The organism is Flavobacterium plurextorum, assembly GCF_024638035.1.
GTDB classification, from domain to species: domain Bacteria; phylum Bacteroidota; class Bacteroidia; order Flavobacteriales; family Flavobacteriaceae; genus Flavobacterium; species Flavobacterium plurextorum.
In genome coordinates, this window is record NZ_CP100442.1 from 4,367,393 (window position 1) to 4,387,811 (window position 20,419).

Below are 20,419 nucleotides of genomic sequence, written 5' to 3' on the forward strand. Positions count from 1 at the left end.
GAAAAAATTATACTATTTAGACAAATTATCTTTTACAAGTTTGTAATTGGACTGTATTTTGGAACAAGAGATTTCATCACAACCCAACCTGTTAAATAACAAACCGCACAAATTGAAAAGATTATAAAATATCCAGCTTCAATACCTTTAAAGCCCATAAAAACCATATTTGTTTCTTTAGCATGATCAAATAAAACTCCTGAACCTTTATTAATTAAAGTCGATCCTACTCCACCTGCTAAACCTCCAATTCCTGTAATAGTTGCAATCGCTTTTTTAGGAAACATATCTCCAACTGTAGTAAAAATATTAGCCGACCAAGATTGATGTGCTGCACCTGCAATTCCAATAATCACAACCGGAACCCAGTAGCTGATATATCCTAAAGGCTGTGCAATTAAAGCTAATAGAGGAAAAAAGGCAAAAATCAACATTGCTCTCATTCTTCCTTCGTAAGGATTCATCCCTTTCTTTTCGACAAAATAAGTTGGAAGCCATCCACCAATAATTGACAATAATGTAATCATATACAATACAAATAATGGCAACGCAGCTTCCGTAGAATCCATTCCGTAAACAGAGCTCAAATAAGCCGGCGTCCAGAACAAGAAAAACCACCAAACTCCATCTGTCATAAATTTACCAAAAGCAAAAGCCCAAGTTTGCTTGTATTTAAAGCAGTCAACAAAAGAAACTTTTGAAGTTGTTTCCGGCACGTAACCTTCTAATTTACTGTCTGCAATATCATCTTGTTGAATATAAGCTAATTCCTCTGCACTTACTCTTGGGTGTCTTTCCGGTTTATCATACATAAAAACCCAGAATCCCATCCAAACAAATCCTAAGGCTCCGATGATAATAAAAGACATTTCCCAACCGAATGATTTTGCAATAAATGGAATAGTAATTGGGGCTGCTAATGCACCTACAGTTGCACCTGCATTAAAAATACTTGTTGAAAATGCTCTGTCTTTTTTAGGAAAATATTCTGCAGTAGTTTTAATCGCTGCTGGAAAATTTCCAGCCTCACCAACTGCTAAGACAAAGCGCGCAAAAATAAATAAAGCAACACTCACATTGATTACCAGCGCAGTATCATTTATTGTACTGATTATTTCTTTTGAACCATGAAATCCTACTAACCAATTACCAGTTATTATTCCTGAAGTAGCAATACCGCAAAAAGCATGTAAACAAGCTCCTACAGACCAAATACCTATTGCCCAAAGAAATCCTTTTTTTGTATCAAGCCAATCTACAAATCGCCCAGCAAACAAAAGAGAAACTGCATAAAATATAGAAAACAAAGCAGTAATATTTCCATAGTCATTATTTGTCCAGTGAAATTCAGGAGCTATAAAATCGCTCCATGTTAACGATAGAACTTGGCGATCTAAATAATTAATGGTCGTTGCGAAAAATAGCAGCGCACATATGCTCCAACGATATTTTCCTGTGGATTTGACGTTTTGATTTACGGTAACGGCATCGGTTTGATTCATGGTAACGGCTTATTATAGTTATAAAGTTTTTTGGAAAATCAACACACTATTAAGTAAAATTCGAAAGATCAAAATCAAGAATCCAAAACAAACAAACGTAAATAATGTAATCGATTGCACAAATATAGTTTTAAATCTTTATATTCCAAATAAATTATATAAAAATTTATATTTGTCACATAAATAAACATATCGCTTAAAAAAATGACTACTAAATTAAATATTAAACAATATATTTGTTAATTGCGAACATGCAAAAATAATCTGTTTCCGACATCAAAATTGTCCGCTAAAAAACAGAATGTTTCAATTTTGGTTTTAATTATTTAAGTTTTGATGAAATTTAACATTCCTAATCTGTCTGTTCTCTTAAAATTAATCCTAAACAACTTTATTTACAGTGAAAAGCACAAAAAAACAATACTTCAAAAAAGCTGCATTTTTTATGATTTTAATACTTGGAAACTTAGCCTCAGCATCGGCACAAAATCAAACTGTAAATCTTTGGCAGCAAATTCCAGATGAAATAAAAGCTTCCGATTACAAAGAAAAACCAGATTTTAAAAACGGAATTATTCAAAGTACAAGTCAAGTATCAACACCTACTCTTACTGCTTTTTTTCCTGCTGTGAGCAATCCTGATCATACCGCTGTAATTATTCTTCCCGGCGGCGGTTACTCACATTTAGCAATTGACAAGGAAGGAACCAAAGTTGCAGCTTGGCTCAACAGTTTAGGAATTACAGCTTTTGTACTAAAGTATCGTCTTCCGAGCGATCTAGTAATGAAAAATAAATATATAGGTCCGCTTCAAGATGCGCAGGAAGCCATGCGTTACGTACGACAAAATGCAGCTAAATGGAATATTGATCCGAAAAAAATTGGAATAATGGGCTTTTCTGCTGGAGGACATTTGGCTTCAACCTTATCTACGCATTATGACGATAAAGTTTATGAATCCTCTTTTAAAACAAGTGCGCGCCCTGATTTTTCACTTCTTATTTATCCAGTAATTTCAATGGAAAATCAAATAACTCACAAAGGTTCACAAACCAATTTACTAGGAAACAACCCAACACAGGCTCTTATAGATGCTTTCTCTAATGATAAAAAAATCACACCTCAAACACCGCCAGCTTTTTTAATTCACGCTACAGATGACATGGCAGTTTTGCCAGAAAACAGCATTAATTATTACTTAGCACTCAAAAAAAATAATGTTGCAGCAGAGTTACATTTATATGAAAAAGGAGGACATGGTTTTGGATTAGGTGTAAAAGACACTAGTAAATATTGGACTAAAGATTGCGAAGAATGGCTTAAAAGCAACGGACTTCTTTAAATAAAAAAAGGTTTTTAGATATGGTTAACTTAATAACCAAATCTAAAAACCTTAAGAAAATTATACATTATTGTATTATTGCAAATTTATACAATGCAGTCCACGTAAATGGATTGTCTAATTTTCCTTTAAAAAGTTTCTCCAAAAACAGTTTAATCATAGAAAAATAAAAATAATCTCAGTAATTCTATAACACAAATCTACTGCCGTCTTTTTAGATTTTATTACGGCTTTCCTCATTTTTGTAATATTTTACGTTATTTTTATGTTAACAAACCCTAGATCATTGTATCTCAAAATGTTGTATTTAAAAATAAACCTCAATTCTAAATAAAAATGTTGCAACAAGTTAATAAACATGCTGATTTCTTATCCTAGATTAAGTTAGCATTGCCGTAATACTCGTAAATTTGTTACTTAAATAAAAGATTATGAAAACTCTTGAATTCTTACTCTTAGGTAAAAATGAAGAAATTCTAGCCATTTTACTTCGCCTTGTAAATGCGGATGAAAATTGGAATGCCATTGCTTTCAACAATGAAAAAGAGGCACAAGAATACTTTTTAAACCATAAAATCGACATTGTACTTTTAAGCTCTGGAATCGAGAATCACATCGAGAAAGAATTCACTTCTTTTTGCTTAAAAAAACAGCCTGAAGTAGAAGTAATTGAACATTTTGGAGGCGGAAGCGGTTTATTAAAATCTGAAATTCTCCATCGATTACATTTAAAAGGAAAGCTATAAATTTGTATAATTTAAAGCCTCAAAATGGAAAAAACCTATTCAGTTGTATTTTATTCTAAATCAGTAGTTGAGCCCGTTAAAAAGCTAAAAGACTTTTTAAGAAGTAAAATAGAATGGTATAACAGCTGTAATTCTGACGCGCACATTACGATTTGCGAATTCAAAATTGATGAATCTCAATTGGATTCAATCAAACAAAAGTTTTCTAAAATTTCTGATACTTTTACGCCTTTTAAAGTATCTTTAGATCATTTTGATTCTTTCCCAAATAGTGGTGCTTTTTTTATTGGCGTAACCAAAGATTCAAAAAATAATCTTGTGCCAATCATGAAAAAAATTCATGAAACACTAAAGTCTTTAAATCTTAAGAAAAGTGATAATCCGCATTTATCAATTGGAAGAAGATTAACACCCGAAAATCTTAAAACTGCATCAGAACTATTTACAGAAATTGATCTTCAATTTGTATGCAATGAAATTGTTCTAAGAGAATTTGATCCCAAAGTAAAACAGTTTTTTGTAATTGATGCTTTTCCTTTTGGAGGTAATCCAGAACCTGAGTTTGTACAAGGAAGTTTATTTTAATTATTCCGTAATTTTTAATCTTTACTGAATCCCGCGTGTGATTTCGCGTTCCTTGAAATTACATAAAATGCGTGTATGTTTTGCGAACCTTTCGAAAAAACATTGCTCCTGATAGCTATCGTTATTGCGCTTAGATAATCACAATACAACCTGAAACTTGAAACAAACAAAAACCAATCTTTTTATTTTTCGTATATTTGAATTTCGCAATTCATCACGATATGAAATCCCTAGATTCATTTTATCAGGATATTACCGAAGGTTCAGCTGTTGAACCTGCTTCACTATTACCTAACGATATTCAAAAAGAGATTGGACATTTTAATGTTTTTGACATTAAAGAGCTTTTAGATCGTTTGCAAGGAAAATCGGTTATGCCTTATGACAGAAGAGCTTATTACAAAATAAGCTTGATAAAAGGCAAAAACAGAGCTGAATATGCTGATAAAATAATCGAAATCGAAAAGCAAGGATTGTTATTTGCAACACCCAAAATTCCATACAATTACGTTCCGCAAGACACTAATCAATCGGGACAGTTTTGTGTTTTTACCAGTGAGTTTCTATCTAAAAATAAAAGCGGAATTGATCTTGATGAACTTCCAATTTTTGCTTCAGACGGTTATCCTATTTTTCAACTTTCAGATGAAGAAGTTTCAGAAGCGGAATTGATTTTCAACAAAATACAAAAAGAAATAAACTCTGATTATATCTACAAATATGATTTAATCAGAAATTATGTTGCTGAATTGATTCATTTTGGTCAAAAATTACAGCCCATTTCTGCGCTTTATTCTAAACACAATTCTGCCGCACGAGTTTCGTCCTTATTTGCTGAATTACTAGAGAGACAATTCCCTATAGAATCTCCGCATCAGCGATTAGAATTGAGAACAGCAAAAGACTTTGCCGCACGATTATCTGTACATGTCAATCATTTAAATAAGGTTTTAAAAGAAAATACAGGAAAAACCACAACTGAATTAATCAGTACGCGATTAACAAATGAAGCAAAAGTTCTTTTAAAACAAACAGACTGGAATGTATCTGAAATTGCCTATTCACTTGGTTTTGAAGAATTAGCTCATTTCTCTAATTTCTTTAAAAAACAAACTTCTTTAACACCTTTGGCTTTTAGAAGTTAGTTGTTCTGTTTCAGGTTTCAGGTTTCAGGTTTGGGATTTGAAAAAATAGAAATTATATTCTTTGATTTGAATTTTGCAAACATTGCTTTGATATTTGCAATTCTCCAAATCTGCCCCGCTCCTATCTTTGCAGTATCAATTTAAAACAAATATAAAAATGGCAATACAAACAAAAATAGCTCTGGTTACAGGCGGAAGCAGAGGTTTAGGAAAAAACATGGCAATTGCAATTGCAAAAAAAGGAATTGATGTTATTATAACTTATAACAGCAAAAAAGACGAAGCTGATTTGGTTGTAAAAGAAATCGAAAATTTAGGTCAAAAAGCAGCTTCACTTCAGTTAAACGTGGCTGATACTACTACTTTTGATTCTTTTTTTAAAGAAGTACAAACTACTTTAAAAAGCGCTTTTAAAACGGATAAATTCGATTTTTTAGTGAACAATGCCGGAATTGGAATTCACAATTCATTTACTGCCACAACAGAAGCCGAATTTGATCAATTAACAAATATTCAATTTAAAGGTCCATTTTTCTTAACTCAAAAAGCATTGAATGTAATGAATGATGGCGGCGGAATCGTAAATATTTCAACTGGTTTAACCCGCTTTTCATTTCCAGGTTATGCTGCTTATGCGTCTATGAAAGGTGCTGTTGAAACCTTAACTAAGTATCAGGCAAAAGAATTAGGCGAAAGAAAAATTAAAGTAAATGTGGTTGCTCCCGGTGCTATTGAAACCGATTTTGGCGGCGGTGCGGTTCGTGATAATGAGCAATTAAATAAAAATATAGCAGGAGTAACGGCATTAGGAAGAGTTGGTCTTCCAGACGATATTGGCGGCGTAGTTGCTTTTTTATGTACCGAAGATGCACGCTGGGTAAACGCACAGCGAATTGAGGTTTCTGGTGGTATGAATTTGTAGTTTAGCTCATAATTCTAAATAAATTATAAAACAGTTTCCTCTTTTAATTAATAAAAAACAAAACCCGATAAGCTTTAAAATCTTATCGGGTTTGTCGTTCTAAATATAATTGAATTAGTAAGTAAACATTTTAATTTTTTTCGATGCTGACATCAAAACCTCCATTTTTATCAAAAACAAGATCATAAAATTTCCCGTCTTTTTCTATTCCAACTTCATAAGTCGTTATATTCTTATCGTCAACAACTACTGCAATTTCTTTTATTGCTTTTGGAGAATAATTTTTCTTCAAATAATTTTGTGCCTTAACCGGCAATTGACTTAACGGAATTTGCTGTTCAAATGCTTTCAATATTCCTAAATTATCATAAACCGCAAGAACTTTAATACTCTTGTCTGTATTAAATTTTGCTTCGTATCTAATCTCATCATCATCATCTCCAACATAATTTAGTGACCAGACTGCTTCCTTATTTGGATATTCTTTTTGAAAATTAAACAGCACTTTTTCTGGCGGAGTTACAATCTTATTTTCAGATATTCCGTTCTGACCAATTAATAGACCACTGTACAAAAAGAGCATTACAAGCAAAATATTTTTCATAATTCCTCAGTTTCAAATTAAAAAACCATAATCTAACGTATTAAAATTACTACTTTTTAATAAACTTTAAACAAAATATTATTAACAATTTTTTACTTTTTTAAACGATCTGAAAGTTCTCTCTTATAGGTAATGCCAATTGGAAGTCTTTCATTCTTAATCATCACAAAATCTTTTTCGGTGCTGTCAACTTTATCCAAAGCGACAATATAGGATTTGTGTATTCGTATAAAATTCTTTTCCGGCAGGCATTTTTCAAGTTCCGTTGTTGTAATTGAAGCTAAATACGTTCGCTTTTGAGTATGCAGTTTTACGTAGTTTCCAAAACTTTGCGCAAACAAAAGCTGATCCAATTCAATATCAATAAAATAACCGTCAACTTTTACATTTAAAATATCAATGACAATCTCTTCTTCTTTTCCTTTTATATTTTCTGTAGAGAAAAAGCGTTCAACAGCTTTTAGAAATCTTGGAAAATAAATAGGCTTCAGCAAATAATCAATTACTCCATAATCATAACTTTCCAACGCAAATTCAGAATAAGCGGTGGTTAAAATAGTTTTAGGATGATTTGGAATTATCTTCAACAGTTCCATTCCTGAAATTTCGGGCATATTAATATCTAGAAACATCAAATCGACCTTATTTTCCCTAAGAAAATCCATTGCTTCAATACCATTATAACCTTGAAAAACCAATTCTAACTGTGGATTCTGCTTAATATAATTCGCCAAAACATAATGTGCTGCCGGCTCATCATCAACAATTATACATTTTTTTGGATCTTTCATTATACAAACTTTTTCAGCTGCAGTTTCAAATCGACTATATAAGTATTCTTTTCTTCTTGAATATCAAGTTTATAGTTTTTACCATAAATCAAATTCAGTCTTTCAATTGTGTTTTTTAAACCAATTTTCGTTGAAACAACATCTGTTTTCTTCGTTGGAATAGAATTTACAACATGCAGATGCAGATCTCCTTTTTCGACGGTAATAAAAATCCTTACGAAACACTTTTCAATTGCACACGTACCATGTTTAAATGCATTTTCGATAAATGCAATTAAAAGCATTGGTGAGATTTTATAGGCATTTTCGTTATCAATTTTGCAATCATAGGTAACATCACATCGATAACCTACACGTTCTTTTTCTAGCTGAACATAACTGTTTATAAATTCCAGTTCATCTTCTAAAGACACACATTGTTTGCTGTTACTTTCTAACTGATAGCGCATTAACTGCGAAACTTTCATGATTAAATCCGGCGTTCTATCTGGAAACTCCAGACTAATTCCGTAAAGCGTATTGAATGTATTAAACAAGAAATGCGGGTTCAATTGTCCTTTCAAAGAATTCAACTGCATTTGATTAAAAAGCAGCGCTTCGTCTGTTCTTCTTTTATGAATTCTATAAAATTTGAAAACAATAATCGGACTCAAAATACAAACTAATGTTCCCAAAACGCTTGCGAGTTGATAAACATAACTTCGTTGATGCGAATTTTGATACAAGCGGCATTTATTAAACATCTCTAAGGTTGTAATCTCGTATAAAACAATTGAGAAAACGACAACTCCAAAAAGCGTTAATAAAATATAGGTAACTGGTCGACGGGTTTTGAATAATATTGGAAGAAGAAAAAAACGATTAAACTGGGCGTGCAGATAAAGAATCAGGTAGAAAAAAATGCCCATTAAAATAGATGCCATAGAACTAAACAACATCCAATCGTTTTTTAGCGTATAGATCGTAAAAGAAAATGCGACGACGGCAATTTCCTGCCACCATTTATTATCCACTATACTGTCAAACTTCTCGTTCATTTTTGAAACTTAAATAGAATACAAAGTACGGACAAAATTTTAATTATTATTTCGTAAAAATGACCAATTGAATTTGTCATTTATAATTGCAGTACATCACTTAACCTGACTTTTATCAGTTCAAGGTAAATAAATTTGTTCTATAATTTCACACTTGAGTTTATGTATTTCAAAAAAATTACTTTATTATTTTTCTTGATTTTTGCCTCAATCGGTTACTCTCAAACCTTGTCTTTAAAAGAAGCAATAAAAACAGGGCTTGAAAACTACGGTTCGATTCGAGCAAAAAACAATTACACGAATGCTTCAAAAGAGACTTTAAAACAATCTCGTCGTGATTATCTGCCTAACTTGAATTTATCGGCTCAACAAGATTACGGAACTGTAAACGGTCAAAACGGACCTCTTTATGGTTTTGGAGGACTTGGAGTTGCTTCATCTGGACTTCCGCTTCCTCAACAAAACTGGAATTCGGCATTTGGAGCACTTTATTTGGTCAACATGAACTGGGATTTTTTCACTTTTGGAAAAACACAGGAAAAAATCAATTTGTCTAAAATTGATGTTCAGGCCAAAGAAAAAGATTTAGAGCAGGAGAAATTCCAGCAGGAAATCAAAATTTCTGCTGCTTACTTAAATTTATTGGCAAGCCAAAGATTATTGATTTCTCAGCAAAAGAATTTAAGCCGTGCAGAGGTTTTCAAAAAAACAGCTGTTGCAAGGGTTAAAAACGGATTATTAGCAGGCGTAGATTCAACATTGGCAACAGCCGAAGTTTCGAAAGCAAAAATCGCTTTGAATCTTGCAAAGAATTTCGTGAAAGAACAGAACAATAAATTGGTCGATTTAATGGGCGTTGCTCCTCAGGATTTTGCTGCAGATACCCTTTTTGTAACTCAAATTCCGAGAGAACTTGTAAAAGAAAATACTGCAACAGACAGTCTTCATCCTTTATTGCAATTTTATAAAACCAAAATCGATTACAGCAATCAGCAGGTAAAATTATACAAACGTTTTTATTACCCAACTATGAGTGCTTTTGGTGTTTTACAAACCAGAGCTTCAGGATTTGATAATAGTTATGCAACAGATCAACATGCTTTTAGCAGGAATTATTGGGATGGTGTAAATCCGGATCGAAGCAATTATTTGGTTGGAATTGGAATTACATGGAATTTAACTACTCCTTTCAGATCCAGTAAACAAGTGAGCGCTCAAAAATTTGTTTCGCAAGCTTTACAGGAAGAATATAATCAGGCAGATCGAGAATTGAAATCGCAATTGACATTTGCCGAAGATAAGATCAAAATTACCATGGATAATTATATCGAAGCTCCAATTCAGGTCGACGCGGCAAAAAGAGCTTACATTCAAAAATCGACTTTATACAAAAATGGTTTAACGGATTTAACAGATTTGACTCAAACAATTTACACTTTAAACCGTGCCGAAATCGATCGTGATATTGTCAATAATAATGTATGGCAGTCGTATTTATTGAAAGTGGCTGCAACAGGCAATTTTGACTTATTTATAAATGAATTTTAATTATAGATCCTAATGAATTTAATACGTTTTGCACTCCGCAAACCCATCTCCATATTAGTATTGGTTGCGGGTCTATTTTTCTTCGGAATTGGTGCCATCAAAGACATTAAGGTAGATATTCTGCCAAAAATGAATTTGCCGGTTATTTATATTGCGCATCCATTTGGAGGTTATACTCCAGACCAGATGGAAGCTTATTTTGCTAAGACTTATGTCAACATTCTGCCTTTTGCCAATGGCGTAAAATCAGTAGAAACCAAAAATATTCAAGGGTTAATGATTATGAAATTAACCTATTATGAAAACACAAATATGGCGCAGGCTGCAGCCGAATTAAGTTCACTTTCGAACAGGATTCAAGCAGCATTTCCGCCTGGAACACAACCTCCGTTTATTATTCGATTTGATGCTTCTTCTCTGCCAATTGGTCAATTGGTTTTGAGCAGTAAAATACGTTCTAATAATGAATTACAAGATTTAGCCAACGTTTATGTTCGTGCTTCATTTACTTCGATTCCTGGTTTATTATCGCCGGCACCTTTCGGCGGAAGCCCAAGAACAATTGAGGTAAACGTTGATCCAGATCTATTGCGTTCGCACAATATGACGCCCGACCAAATTGTAGAAGCGATTCGCGTAAACAACCAAACGGCTCCTTCTGGAAACGTGAGAATGGGTGATAAAAACTATATTACACCAACTAACAATACAATTAAAGAAGTTAAAGACTTTGAAAACATTCCGTTATTTAAAGGAAGCGTTCAAAACTTAAAATTAGGCGATGTCGCAACCGTAAAAGATGGTGCCGATATTACCCAAGGTTATGCATTAGTAAACGGAAAACGTTCTGTTTATATTAGTATTGCAAAAGCGGGAGATGCTTCGACTTGGGATGTCGTTCAGAAATTAAAAGCCGAACTGCCTAAAATTCAAAGTACATTACCTGAAGATGTAAAATTATCTTATGAATTTGATCAGTCTGTTTATGTAATCAATTCCGTGAAAAGTTTAATTACTGAAGGGATTATTGGAGCTGTTTTAACTGGTTTAATGGTTTTATTATTCCTTGGAGATAAACGTGCCGCATTAATTGTAATCCTAACCATTCCTATTTCGATTATTTCGGGAGTTTTATTCTTGAAACTGTTCGGACAAACTATCAACTTAATGTCTTTAAGCGGATTGGCGCTGGCAATTGGAATTTTGGTGGATGAAAGTACGGTTACAATTGAAAACATTCACCAGCATCTCGATATGGGAAAACCAAAAGCACTTGCCATTTGGGATGCGTGTCAAGAAATTGCATTACCAAAATTATTGATCTTGCTTTGTATTCTTGCCGTTTTTGCGCCAGCATTTACAATGGTTGGTATTCCAGGAGCTTTATTCTTGCCTTTGGCTTTAGCAATTGGATTCTCGATGGTAATTTCCTTTTTATTATCGCAAACATTTGTTCCTGTAATGGCAAACTGGTTAATGAAAGCACATCCAAAACATGAGCACACACCAGAGATTACAGATGATGAAGCCGAATTTAATGCTTGCGGTTTAACACCAGAATCTGAAAAAGACTTAATCAGCCAGAAAAAAGTAATGGTTGAAAGAGAAGATACAAACCAAGACGGAAAAATAAGTGCTTTTGAACGTTTTAGAATGCGTTTTATGAGAACTTTAGATCGATTGTTTGTTCATAAAAAAGCTACGAGTATTGTCTATTTGGTTTCTGCGACAGTTTTAGCTGTTGTGTTACTAACTTTTATTGGAAAAGATGTTTTCCCAAAAGTAAATTCAAGTCAGTTTCAATTGAGACTTCGTGCTCCAGACGGAACGCGTTTAGAACGAACTGAGGAACAAGCCGTAATTGTTTTAAAAGAATTGAAAAAAATGGTTGGACCAGAGCATATCGGAATCTCTTCTGTGTATGTAGGACAGCATCCATCATTATTCTCTATCAATCCAATTTATTTATTCATGGCAGGCTCGCATGAAGCCGTTTTTCAAGTGAGTTTAAAGGATTATCATGTTGATATGGATGATTTTAAAGATGACTTTAGAGCACGACTTAAAAAAGTATTGCCAGACACTAAAGTTTCTTTTGAACCAATCGAATTAACAGATAAAGTATTAAGCCAAGGTTCTCCTACTCCAATTGAAATTAGAATTGCAGGAAAAGACAAAAAACGAAATGAATTATACGCCAATCAAATTGTCGATAAACTAAAAGCGATTTCGTATTTCAGAGACGTTCAAATTGGTCAGCCTATTCATTATCCAGCAATGAACATTGATATTGACAGAACGCGTGCTGCTGAACTTGGAGTTGATATGAATGATATTTCACGTTCGCTTGTTGCTTCGACTTCATCATCTCGATATACCGAAAAAAATATGTGGGTTGATGAAAGAGCCGGATTATCATACAACGTTCAGGTTCAAGTGCCATTGAATCAAATGAAAAGTAAAACGGATATGGGAGAAATTCCGTTATTGAAAAATTCGCTTCGTCCTGTTTTAAGTGACGTTGCCAAAATTACACCCGGATTTGTAAGCGGTGAAAATGACAATTTAGGGGCTATGCCATACATTACGGTTACAGCAAACATCAATCAGACCGATTTGGGGACGGCTGCAAAAGATGTTTCTGCAACAATTAAATCTTTAGGAGAACTGCCTCGTGGTTTGTTCATCAATCCTATTGGTTTAAGTAAAGTATTGGAGGAAACATTAAGCAGTTTGCAAGTAGGATTATTGGTTGCCATTTTTGTAATCTTCTTAATGTTGGCCGCTAATTTCCAGTCATTCAAAGTATCGCTGGTTATTTTAACAACAGTTCCGGCGGTAGTTTTGGGAGCTTTAATTATGCTGACATTAACTGGATCAACTTTAAATTTACAGTCTTATATGGGAATTATTATGTCTGTAGGAGTTTCGATTGCAAATGCTGTTTTATTGGTTACCAATGCAGAACAATTACGAAAAATAAACGGCAACGCATTAGAATCTGCGCGTGAAGCTGCTGCACTGCGTCTTCGTCCAATTATTATGACATCAGTTGCGATGATTGCGGGAATGTTACCAATGGCAATTGGTCACGGCGAAGGAGGCGATCAGGTTTCTCCGTTAGGACGAGCAGTTATTGGCGGTTTATTATTTTCGACTTTTGCCGTACTATTAATTCTGCCGCAAATATTTGCTTGGGCACAAGAAAAAGCATCAACACAATCTGTTTCTTTAGATCCAGAAGACGAAGAAAGCATCCATTATATCTCATCATTAAATAAGTCGAAAGTTGGAAAATCATAAAGCTGAAAGTCCTACGTGGCGAAAACACTTCAGACACTTTTATCCTTTTCGCTTATTTATTAAATAAGACATTATATCATCTTTTATACAAAATCATAAAATGAAGACTAAAATACTACAACCAACCGCGCTGTTTTTTGCAGCATTATTATTCCTGAACAGCTGTAATTCAAAGAAAGAAGAAACTGTTACGGCAGAAATTGAACCTAAAACAGAAACCTTTCTTTTAGATAAAGAAAAACTGACGACTCAACTGCGTTTACCTGCTGAATTAACAGGCTTTCAGCAAGTAGATTTATATGCAAAAGTGAGCAGTTTTGTAAAAACACTAAAAGTTGATATTGGTTCGAAAGTTACAAAAGGACAGCTTTTAATTGTTCTTGAAGCGCCAGAAATCAGTTCGCAATTGGCTGCAGCCGAATCGCGATTAAAATCGATGGAAGCGATTTATGCTACGAGCAAAAGCACCTACAATCGTTTGTACGAAACAAGCAAAGTGGAAGGAACGATTTCTAAAAACGATCTTGAAATGGCAAGCGGAAAAAAGAACTCTGATTATGCACAATTACAAGCGGCAATTGCGGCGCATAAAGAAGTCGCAATTATGAGAGGATATCTTGAAATTCGTGCTCCTTTTGATGGTGTTGTAGCAGCTAGAAATGTCAATTTAGGAACATTTGTCGGGCCGGCAGGAAAAGGTTCAGATTTACCATTATTAACGATTCAGGAACAAAGTAAATTGCGTTTGGCAGTTTCTGTTCCAGAATTATATACAGGATATTTGCACAATGGCGAGGAAATGAGTTTTAATGTAAAGTCTCTGCCTGATACTTTTACCGCTAAAATCACAAGAATGTCTGGTGCCTTAGATTTAAAATTACGTTCTGAACGTGTAGAAATGGACGTTCACAACACAAAAGGAAATTTATTACCCGGAATGGTTGCCGAAGTTTTACTGCCATTAAATGCAAAAGACAGCACATTTGTAGTTCCAAAATCAGCAGTGGTAAATGCTGCCGAAGGAGTTTTTGTAATCAAAGTCCTTAATCATAAAGCGACAAGAGTTAACGTAAAAAAAGGAAGAGAAATTGACGATAAAATCGAAATATTTGGCGATTTGAATCCAAAAGATAAACTGGTAAAAATTGCCAGCGAAGAAACTAAAGAAGGTGACACAATAAACGAATAACCTGCGTTTTGTCTTCATTTTAGTGATTACTAAAAACTGTACGTATTCTTAGGAATGTAAAATTAAAAATTTGTCTAAAGGGCAGTTCTTCTTTAATTGGAGGGACTGTCTTTTTTTATTTATTGATCCTTTTAAAATTTTTATCTTATCAATTACAAGTAGAGTAAATACTTGTATTTTCATATATTTACTTAAAATAATTTATATGGAATTAGAAAATATTTTAGATGAAATCACAAGTATTAATAAAGATTTAATAAATATAATAGAACAAAAAAATCGTTCTAATGATCATTATATTAATGATATATGTGAAGACATTTTTATAACAGCCTTTAATAAAATTTTCAAATGTAATTTTAAAAATCTAAATTATTCTAATCCAAATGCTACTGCTGTAGATCTATTTGATTCTTCTTCAGAAAAAAAAATTATAATTCAAGTAACTTCAGATAATAAGCCACAAAAACTTTATGACACAATTGGCAAACTTGCTTTAAATATCGATGAATACAAAGATTATAAAAAATTATATCATTTTATTTTAAAAAGAAAAAGTTCATCATATAATCAAAATAAAATAGATGAAAAAATAGGAACAAATACAAATATTGTTTTTAATAAAAATGAACAAGTAATTGACGTCTACGACATTGTTAAATTATTGAGAAATGAATACAGTAACGGTCTTTCTCTAAGTGAATTAATTGAGATAAAAGAAAGCTTAGAAAACTCTTTAAAAGGAATCAACTTTACAAATACGAAATTAAAAAAAAGTGAAATAAAAAATTTTATAAAAAGTAATTATTTAATTGAAGATGAAAAAGCAATTAATAGAAAAATAATTAACCTTAAAACAAATGAAGAGTTAAATTTTGAAGAATTATTTAGTGATGATTTGCAATATGTGTTTTTAAAATCTAGTCCAGGCATGGGAAAATCATATTCATTAAATTCTTTTTCATTTAAAACATTTGAAAAAGCAATTCTTGATATAAATAATATTACTCCATTTTTTTTAAACTTAAAAGAGATTAATTCTAAAGTAGATTTAAAGGATGAAATCATTAAATATTTTCATAAAAGAAAAAATCCATTATTAATTTTAGATGGTTTAGATGAAATAAATGATACTGTCGAACAAACTAGTATAGAACAAAACATTTTTAATTACTTAAAAACTTACAAAAATGTTAAATGTATAATTAGCAGTAGATATGGTTTAAATACAATTGAAGATGTCCAATTTAATGATCAAAAAAGTTTCGTATATTTTGATTTTTTAAAATTGACTGAAGATCAAATTATAGAATATCTAAATAATAAAGGCATTTATAAACAAATAAGTAGCGATAGTAATTATGCAAAACTAAAAAGCACATTTGAAATTCCATTTAATCTATTTCAAGCATCTGAATATTTTAAAAAAAATAATAAGCTTGAAAATTCAATGAATTTTATTCATAATAAAAGAATAAATGAGGATATTTTAAAAAACTGTAAAAGTAGCAATATGCTTGCCTTAAAAGCGAGAATATTTATAGAAAAATTATCGTTTATATCTACTCTAATTGATAATAAGAAAATTCCAAATCGAGAATTAGGTAAAATGATAAACTTCGATGAATCATTATATAAAGTTCTCCAAAAAGAAAAACTATTATACTTTGAAAAAGTTAATGAAACTTGGGAATTTAATAATAATAATAAATTTTATGAGGATTTACTTGTTGCATATTTCCTCCAAAATGTAGACACAAATAAAATATTTGAACTTTTCACTATAGATCAAGATGAAATTGAAATACCTAATCAATGGTTCAATTCAATAAAAATGCTTGTTCAAATAAAAGGCCCAAATTCTGATTTCTCAAAATTGATTTTATCAAATCATCAATATGTTTTAATAAATTCAGAAGACTTTGGATTATTAGATAGCGAAAAATCTCAAATTTTTCAAAAAATTTTTAACACCTATGAAGATAAAGACATTTGGATTGATCAACAAAAGTATGATAACGACAGATTTGCAAAGTTCGGTAATACTGATGAGAATTTTAGTTTTTTAATTGAAAAAATAAAATCAATAAATATACGAACAAAAATAAAAGCGATTTCATTATTACAAAAATTTACTTCAACAAAAGGAAGAGCTGACATAATATTTTCAACACTTTACGAGGAAATTAAAAATACAACAAATGAGCATTTAATCTGGGAAAGTTATTATTGTTTTTCTAATTATGTATCTTTTTACACTACAGAGGAAAGAAAAAAATTAATAGATTTATGTGTAAAATCAGAAATAAATTTCAAAAAAAACAATGAATATATTCGTTCTAGCATATATAGATTTATATATGTTTCTAATTTACAAGAAGATTATCTGAATTTTATGTTTGATGGATTAAAATTTTTAACTTATTTAAACAAAGGAAAAATTGATGGAAGAAGTGATATTTCTTTAATGGATGAAGGTTACAATTTGGATAAGCTTTTTTTTAAAATAAAAAGTCCAGACTTACTAGTAGAGGCATTGCAAAACATTATTTATAATTACAAAGACTTTAGCAATTTTCATACGGAAAATATATATACTGGATTAATTGATAATCTAAAAGAAATTATCAATTTAAAAAAAACTAATAAAATAATTATTAGTAGACTAATTGAAATTTTTTCAATGTCTTATTTTTTAAAAGATAATTGGTATTATCATTGGTTAGAAATGATGTCTCATTTCAATATTGCAATATTTATTACAGAAACATTGCAATGTGAAAGAGAAATTTTAAAAAATTTAATTAATGAAAAAGAAATTTTTAAACAGCATTTATATCATCCATCAAATCAAATCGCAAAACTTATAACAAAAAAATCATTTCCAGAAATTATAATAGCTCTTGAAAATGGAAAGATCGAATTTGATTCTGTAAAAAAACTGTATTTCTTAGTTAAAAAATTAGATAATAACACATCTTCAATAATTGAAAATAAACTTAATAAGAAAGGATATAAAATACAGCCTGCGGATCATGAAATGACACAGGAAGAAGTTGAACAATTTCAAAAAGAAAAATTTAATACTTTATTTGATATTGATAAATTTAAAATGGAAATTTTAAGTTTTTTTAAAAATGCTGACACGATAGAATTCCCTTTTATAGAAAATCCAGATTGGTACATTGGAAATTTCTACCATAACAACATAATTATCAGCTTTTTAAAACAAATAAATAATACATCTTTAACAAAAAATGAAATTGAAAAATATTTTAAAAAAAACTTTGAAGAAGATATAGTTGAGTTTATTTTTGAACAACTAAATAAATTTGGTTATCAATTAACAAATAAACAAGCTAGATATTTAATAGATTGGACACTTTTCAAAAGCAAAGGAGTTGATTTTAAAAATGGAATTTTTAACGTAAGTGGTAATAATTTTAATTATAATACCGAATGCGCTAGAATTTTAAAACATAAACAAAAACTCGGAATTAGCTTTGATAAAAAAACAACTTTAGATTTATTATCTTTTATAGATATTAATGGCTCAGAAGATGAATATTTTGAGACTATAGTAGAAGAAATTAATGATATGAACTTGGTTGCAGAAAGAATTGAGGAAAATTTGAAATCAAAAATTTCATACTTCCCTATATTAAATTTTCATATAGATTTTTCGGTAAAAAATAATTTCACAGAAAACTATCCATTAATTGAAGAAAATATAAAATTTATATTAAATGATATAAAAAATGAAATTGGTGGAATCAACTCACTATTATTGTACTTCTCTAAAACAAAAAACATAGAATTTTTAAAAGACAATTTTCCTACTGAAATAAGCAATTCATTTTGGAAAGCTATAAATGTATTGATTGAGAACGGTAATTTTTCTAAATTGGTAGAGGAAAAATTATATTATTTCTTTGAGAATTGTAGCGAAATAGATAAATTGGAAATTTGTTCATTATTAATAAAGAACAATTCAGATAAAAGCTTAGAATTACTTTCAAAAACTTTAAAAAGTATTAAAGAAAATAAAACATCAGTAAAATTCAGATTTAGAGATTTAAAAATTATGGATTATAAAAATGAAGAGATCCAAGCGGCCATTGATATTATTAAATTGTCTTATGAATATGATTTTGATGAGTTTCATAATCCTGTACCTATCATGTTTAAGTATTTTGAACAATTAATAATAAAAGATAAAAACAATTATTCTAAGATCTTGAAAGAAATTAACGCACTAATAAAAAAAGAAAAAGGAATAACGCCTAATATTGAATTTTTAGAAACTTATTTGTCAACAATAAAAAGTACTTATTTTTCTTATTATAAAATTAATTATTCTTTAAAAAGTGTCTTAAAAATTGTTACAGATTTAGAAAATTAATTCTTTTAATTTACTAATTATCTGGCGAGAGTGAATTTTTACTCACGTACACAAACAACTTATAGAATTAAATAATCCCGATAGCGCGGATTTGCAATCCGTGCCCGCAAAGTAATGAACACATTATCTCTCTAAGAACTAAAACCTCGACCTTAAAAAAATCGAGGTTTTTCCATTTTATAACTCTACTCCTCACTCAAATAAGGATTCAAAATCTCCACCAAATCCATTGAACCAATAATTATCATTCCCTAAATTCTAAAAACCAATTTACAGATTATCAAGCCATTGAATTACAACAAAAATTAAAATACAATTCTCCTCCACAAATCACAAAGTCAATCATTTTTTTAATTTCTTAATTGCAACTACTTGTTCTTTTTTCAAAAAATGACTTATTTTGATATAAAAAAACCTGATAGTGGTCAAATTACTGAAAACCGTAGTCTTAATTTACAGTAAATACCACAAAATAAACCATTGATCATGCCGCTAACACCAAAAATCCAAGAACTATTGTCAAAAAAATACAATCCCAATGTTACTATTTTTGGCAATTATGACAGTAGTAAAAGTGCTTCAATCCTAGACCACGATAACGGAACCACTTTTATAATATCTGATAATTCCTTATTCTCTTTCAAAGATCAACATCGAAATCATTGGCTGACGCTTATACAGTCATTCCATTTAAATGGAAAGCATTACACTCCTAAACTTGGTGAAATGCACATACTAAACGATGGAATAAAATATAACTTTACAACAAAAGAAGAAATTCTAGAAATGGCAATCGAATACTTCGAGAAACATAAACACAATATCGAATAAGTTTTGCCCATTCAAATTTGTATGTGCTAACTTAGCTCAGAGTTCAAATTAAGAACTAAATCGTAACTTAAAACAACTGAAATAAAACTACAAGACAATATGAGTAAATTTAATTTCAAGAATAAAAAGTTTGCCTTAATTCAAAATTCAGATAATGGGCAAGTAAATACAGAAACTGTTTTTAATTATAATCAGGACGGAAATCTTGTGACTGCAGACTATTTTGGAGGAACAATAAAATACGGAAAGATTATTGCCGATTTAAAAGACAACGAATTAAATATGCTTTATCAATGTTTGACTACAGACAATGAACTAAAAGCAGGTAAAGCATTGGCACAAATTAGTTTGACAGAGAATGGTAAAATAAAATTGTCTTTGGATTGGGAATGGCTGACAAATGGAAATGACAAAGGAAAATCTGAATATATAGAAATTGAATAAACAATCGAAAAAAGAAGGACAGCGCAAA

15 protein-coding genes are annotated in these 20,419 nt (G+C 30.9%); 11 read left to right on the plus strand and 4 right to left on the minus strand.

Going from position 1 to position 20,419, the window contains the following annotated elements; all coding sequences use genetic code 11:
• Positions 1 to 32 precede the first annotated feature (32 nt).
• Positions 33 to 1,502 (minus strand): MFS transporter, encoded by a 1,470-nt coding sequence (locus NLG42_RS19005; RefSeq protein ID WP_089058563.1) that lies wholly within the window; start codon positions 1,500 to 1,502, stop codon positions 33 to 35.
• A gap of 445 nt (positions 1,503 to 1,947) precedes the next feature.
• Here NLG42_RS19005 and NLG42_RS19010 point away from each other — a divergent pair, with 445 nt between their 5' ends.
• The 5 genes from NLG42_RS19010 (at position 1,948) to NLG42_RS19030 (ending at position 6,242) form a co-directional block, all read left to right on the plus strand.
• Complete coding sequence (locus tag NLG42_RS19010; protein WP_257681920.1) at positions 1,948 to 2,844, plus strand: alpha/beta hydrolase; 897 nt, start codon at positions 1,948 to 1,950, stop codon at positions 2,842 to 2,844.
• A 431-nt stretch (positions 2,845 to 3,275) separates the two neighbouring features.
• Complete coding sequence (locus NLG42_RS19015) at positions 3,276 to 3,590, plus strand: hypothetical protein (RefSeq protein WP_089058561.1); 315 nt, start codon at positions 3,276 to 3,278, stop codon at positions 3,588 to 3,590.
• 24 nt (positions 3,591 to 3,614) lie between these two features.
• The gene (locus tag NLG42_RS19020) at positions 3,615 to 4,175 is read left to right on the plus strand and encodes a 2'-5' RNA ligase family protein (RefSeq protein ID WP_257681921.1); all 561 of its coding nucleotides are present in this window, start codon (positions 3,615 to 3,617) and stop codon (positions 4,173 to 4,175) included.
• 221 nt (positions 4,176 to 4,396) lie between these two features.
• Complete coding sequence (locus tag NLG42_RS19025) at positions 4,397 to 5,320, plus strand: helix-turn-helix domain-containing protein (protein WP_099718776.1); 924 nt, start codon at positions 4,397 to 4,399, stop codon at positions 5,318 to 5,320.
• Positions 5,321 to 5,477: 157 nt separating this feature from the next.
• Positions 5,478 to 6,242 carry an SDR family oxidoreductase gene (locus tag NLG42_RS19030; RefSeq protein WP_257681922.1) on the plus strand — a complete coding sequence of 255 codons (765 nt, stop codon included), beginning with the start codon at positions 5,478 to 5,480 and terminating at the stop codon, positions 6,240 to 6,242.
• A 130-nt stretch (positions 6,243 to 6,372) separates the two neighbouring features.
• On the opposite strand, the gene NLG42_RS19035 is transcribed toward NLG42_RS19030, so the two are convergent.
• The 3 genes from NLG42_RS19035 to NLG42_RS19045 all read right to left on the minus strand — a co-directional run bounded on the left by NLG42_RS19035 (position 6,373) and on the right by NLG42_RS19045 (position 8,674).
• Complete coding sequence (locus NLG42_RS19035) at positions 6,373 to 6,846, minus strand: PepSY-like domain-containing protein (protein ID WP_257681923.1); 474 nt, start codon at positions 6,844 to 6,846, stop codon at positions 6,373 to 6,375.
• Positions 6,847 to 6,938: 92 nt separating this feature from the next.
• On the minus strand, positions 6,939 to 7,637 hold the full coding sequence (locus tag NLG42_RS19040; RefSeq protein ID WP_257681924.1) for a LytR/AlgR family response regulator transcription factor: 699 nt from the start codon (positions 7,635 to 7,637) through the stop codon (positions 6,939 to 6,941).
• Complete coding sequence (locus NLG42_RS19045; RefSeq protein ID WP_089058555.1) at positions 7,637 to 8,674, minus strand: sensor histidine kinase; 1,038 nt, start codon at positions 8,672 to 8,674, stop codon at positions 7,637 to 7,639. Before NLG42_RS19045 ends, NLG42_RS19040 begins: the two co-directional genes overlap by 1 nt.
• A 162-nt stretch (positions 8,675 to 8,836) precedes the next feature.
• Here NLG42_RS19045 and NLG42_RS19050 point away from each other — a divergent pair, with 162 nt between their 5' ends.
• The 6 genes from NLG42_RS19050 to NLG42_RS19075 all read left to right on the plus strand — a co-directional run bounded on the left by NLG42_RS19050 (position 8,837) and on the right by NLG42_RS19075 (position 20,391).
• Positions 8,837 to 10,222, plus strand: a complete 1,386-nt coding sequence (locus NLG42_RS19050; RefSeq protein WP_089058554.1) for a TolC family protein — start codon at positions 8,837 to 8,839, stop codon at positions 10,220 to 10,222.
• Positions 10,223 to 10,234: 12 nt separating this feature from the next.
• On the plus strand, positions 10,235 to 13,525 hold the full coding sequence (locus NLG42_RS19055; protein ID WP_099718784.1) for an efflux RND transporter permease subunit: 3,291 nt from the start codon (positions 10,235 to 10,237) through the stop codon (positions 13,523 to 13,525).
• Between the two features lie 100 nt (positions 13,526 to 13,625).
• Positions 13,626 to 14,714, plus strand: a complete 1,089-nt coding sequence (locus tag NLG42_RS19060) for an efflux RND transporter periplasmic adaptor subunit (protein WP_257681925.1) — start codon at positions 13,626 to 13,628, stop codon at positions 14,712 to 14,714.
• A 205-nt stretch (positions 14,715 to 14,919) separates the two neighbouring features.
• Positions 14,920 to 19,116 carry an SMEK domain-containing protein gene (locus NLG42_RS19065; RefSeq protein WP_257681926.1) on the plus strand — a complete coding sequence of 1,399 codons (4,197 nt, stop codon included), beginning with the start codon at positions 14,920 to 14,922 and terminating at the stop codon, positions 19,114 to 19,116.
• A gap of 486 nt (positions 19,117 to 19,602) precedes the next feature.
• Positions 19,603 to 19,947 (plus strand): hypothetical protein, encoded by a 345-nt coding sequence (locus NLG42_RS19070; protein ID WP_089058548.1) that lies wholly within the window; start codon positions 19,603 to 19,605, stop codon positions 19,945 to 19,947.
• A gap of 99 nt (positions 19,948 to 20,046) precedes the next feature.
• Complete coding sequence (locus NLG42_RS19075; protein ID WP_089058547.1) at positions 20,047 to 20,391, plus strand: avidin-fold protein; 345 nt, start codon at positions 20,047 to 20,049, stop codon at positions 20,389 to 20,391.
• Positions 20,392 to 20,419: the final 28 nt, after the last annotated feature.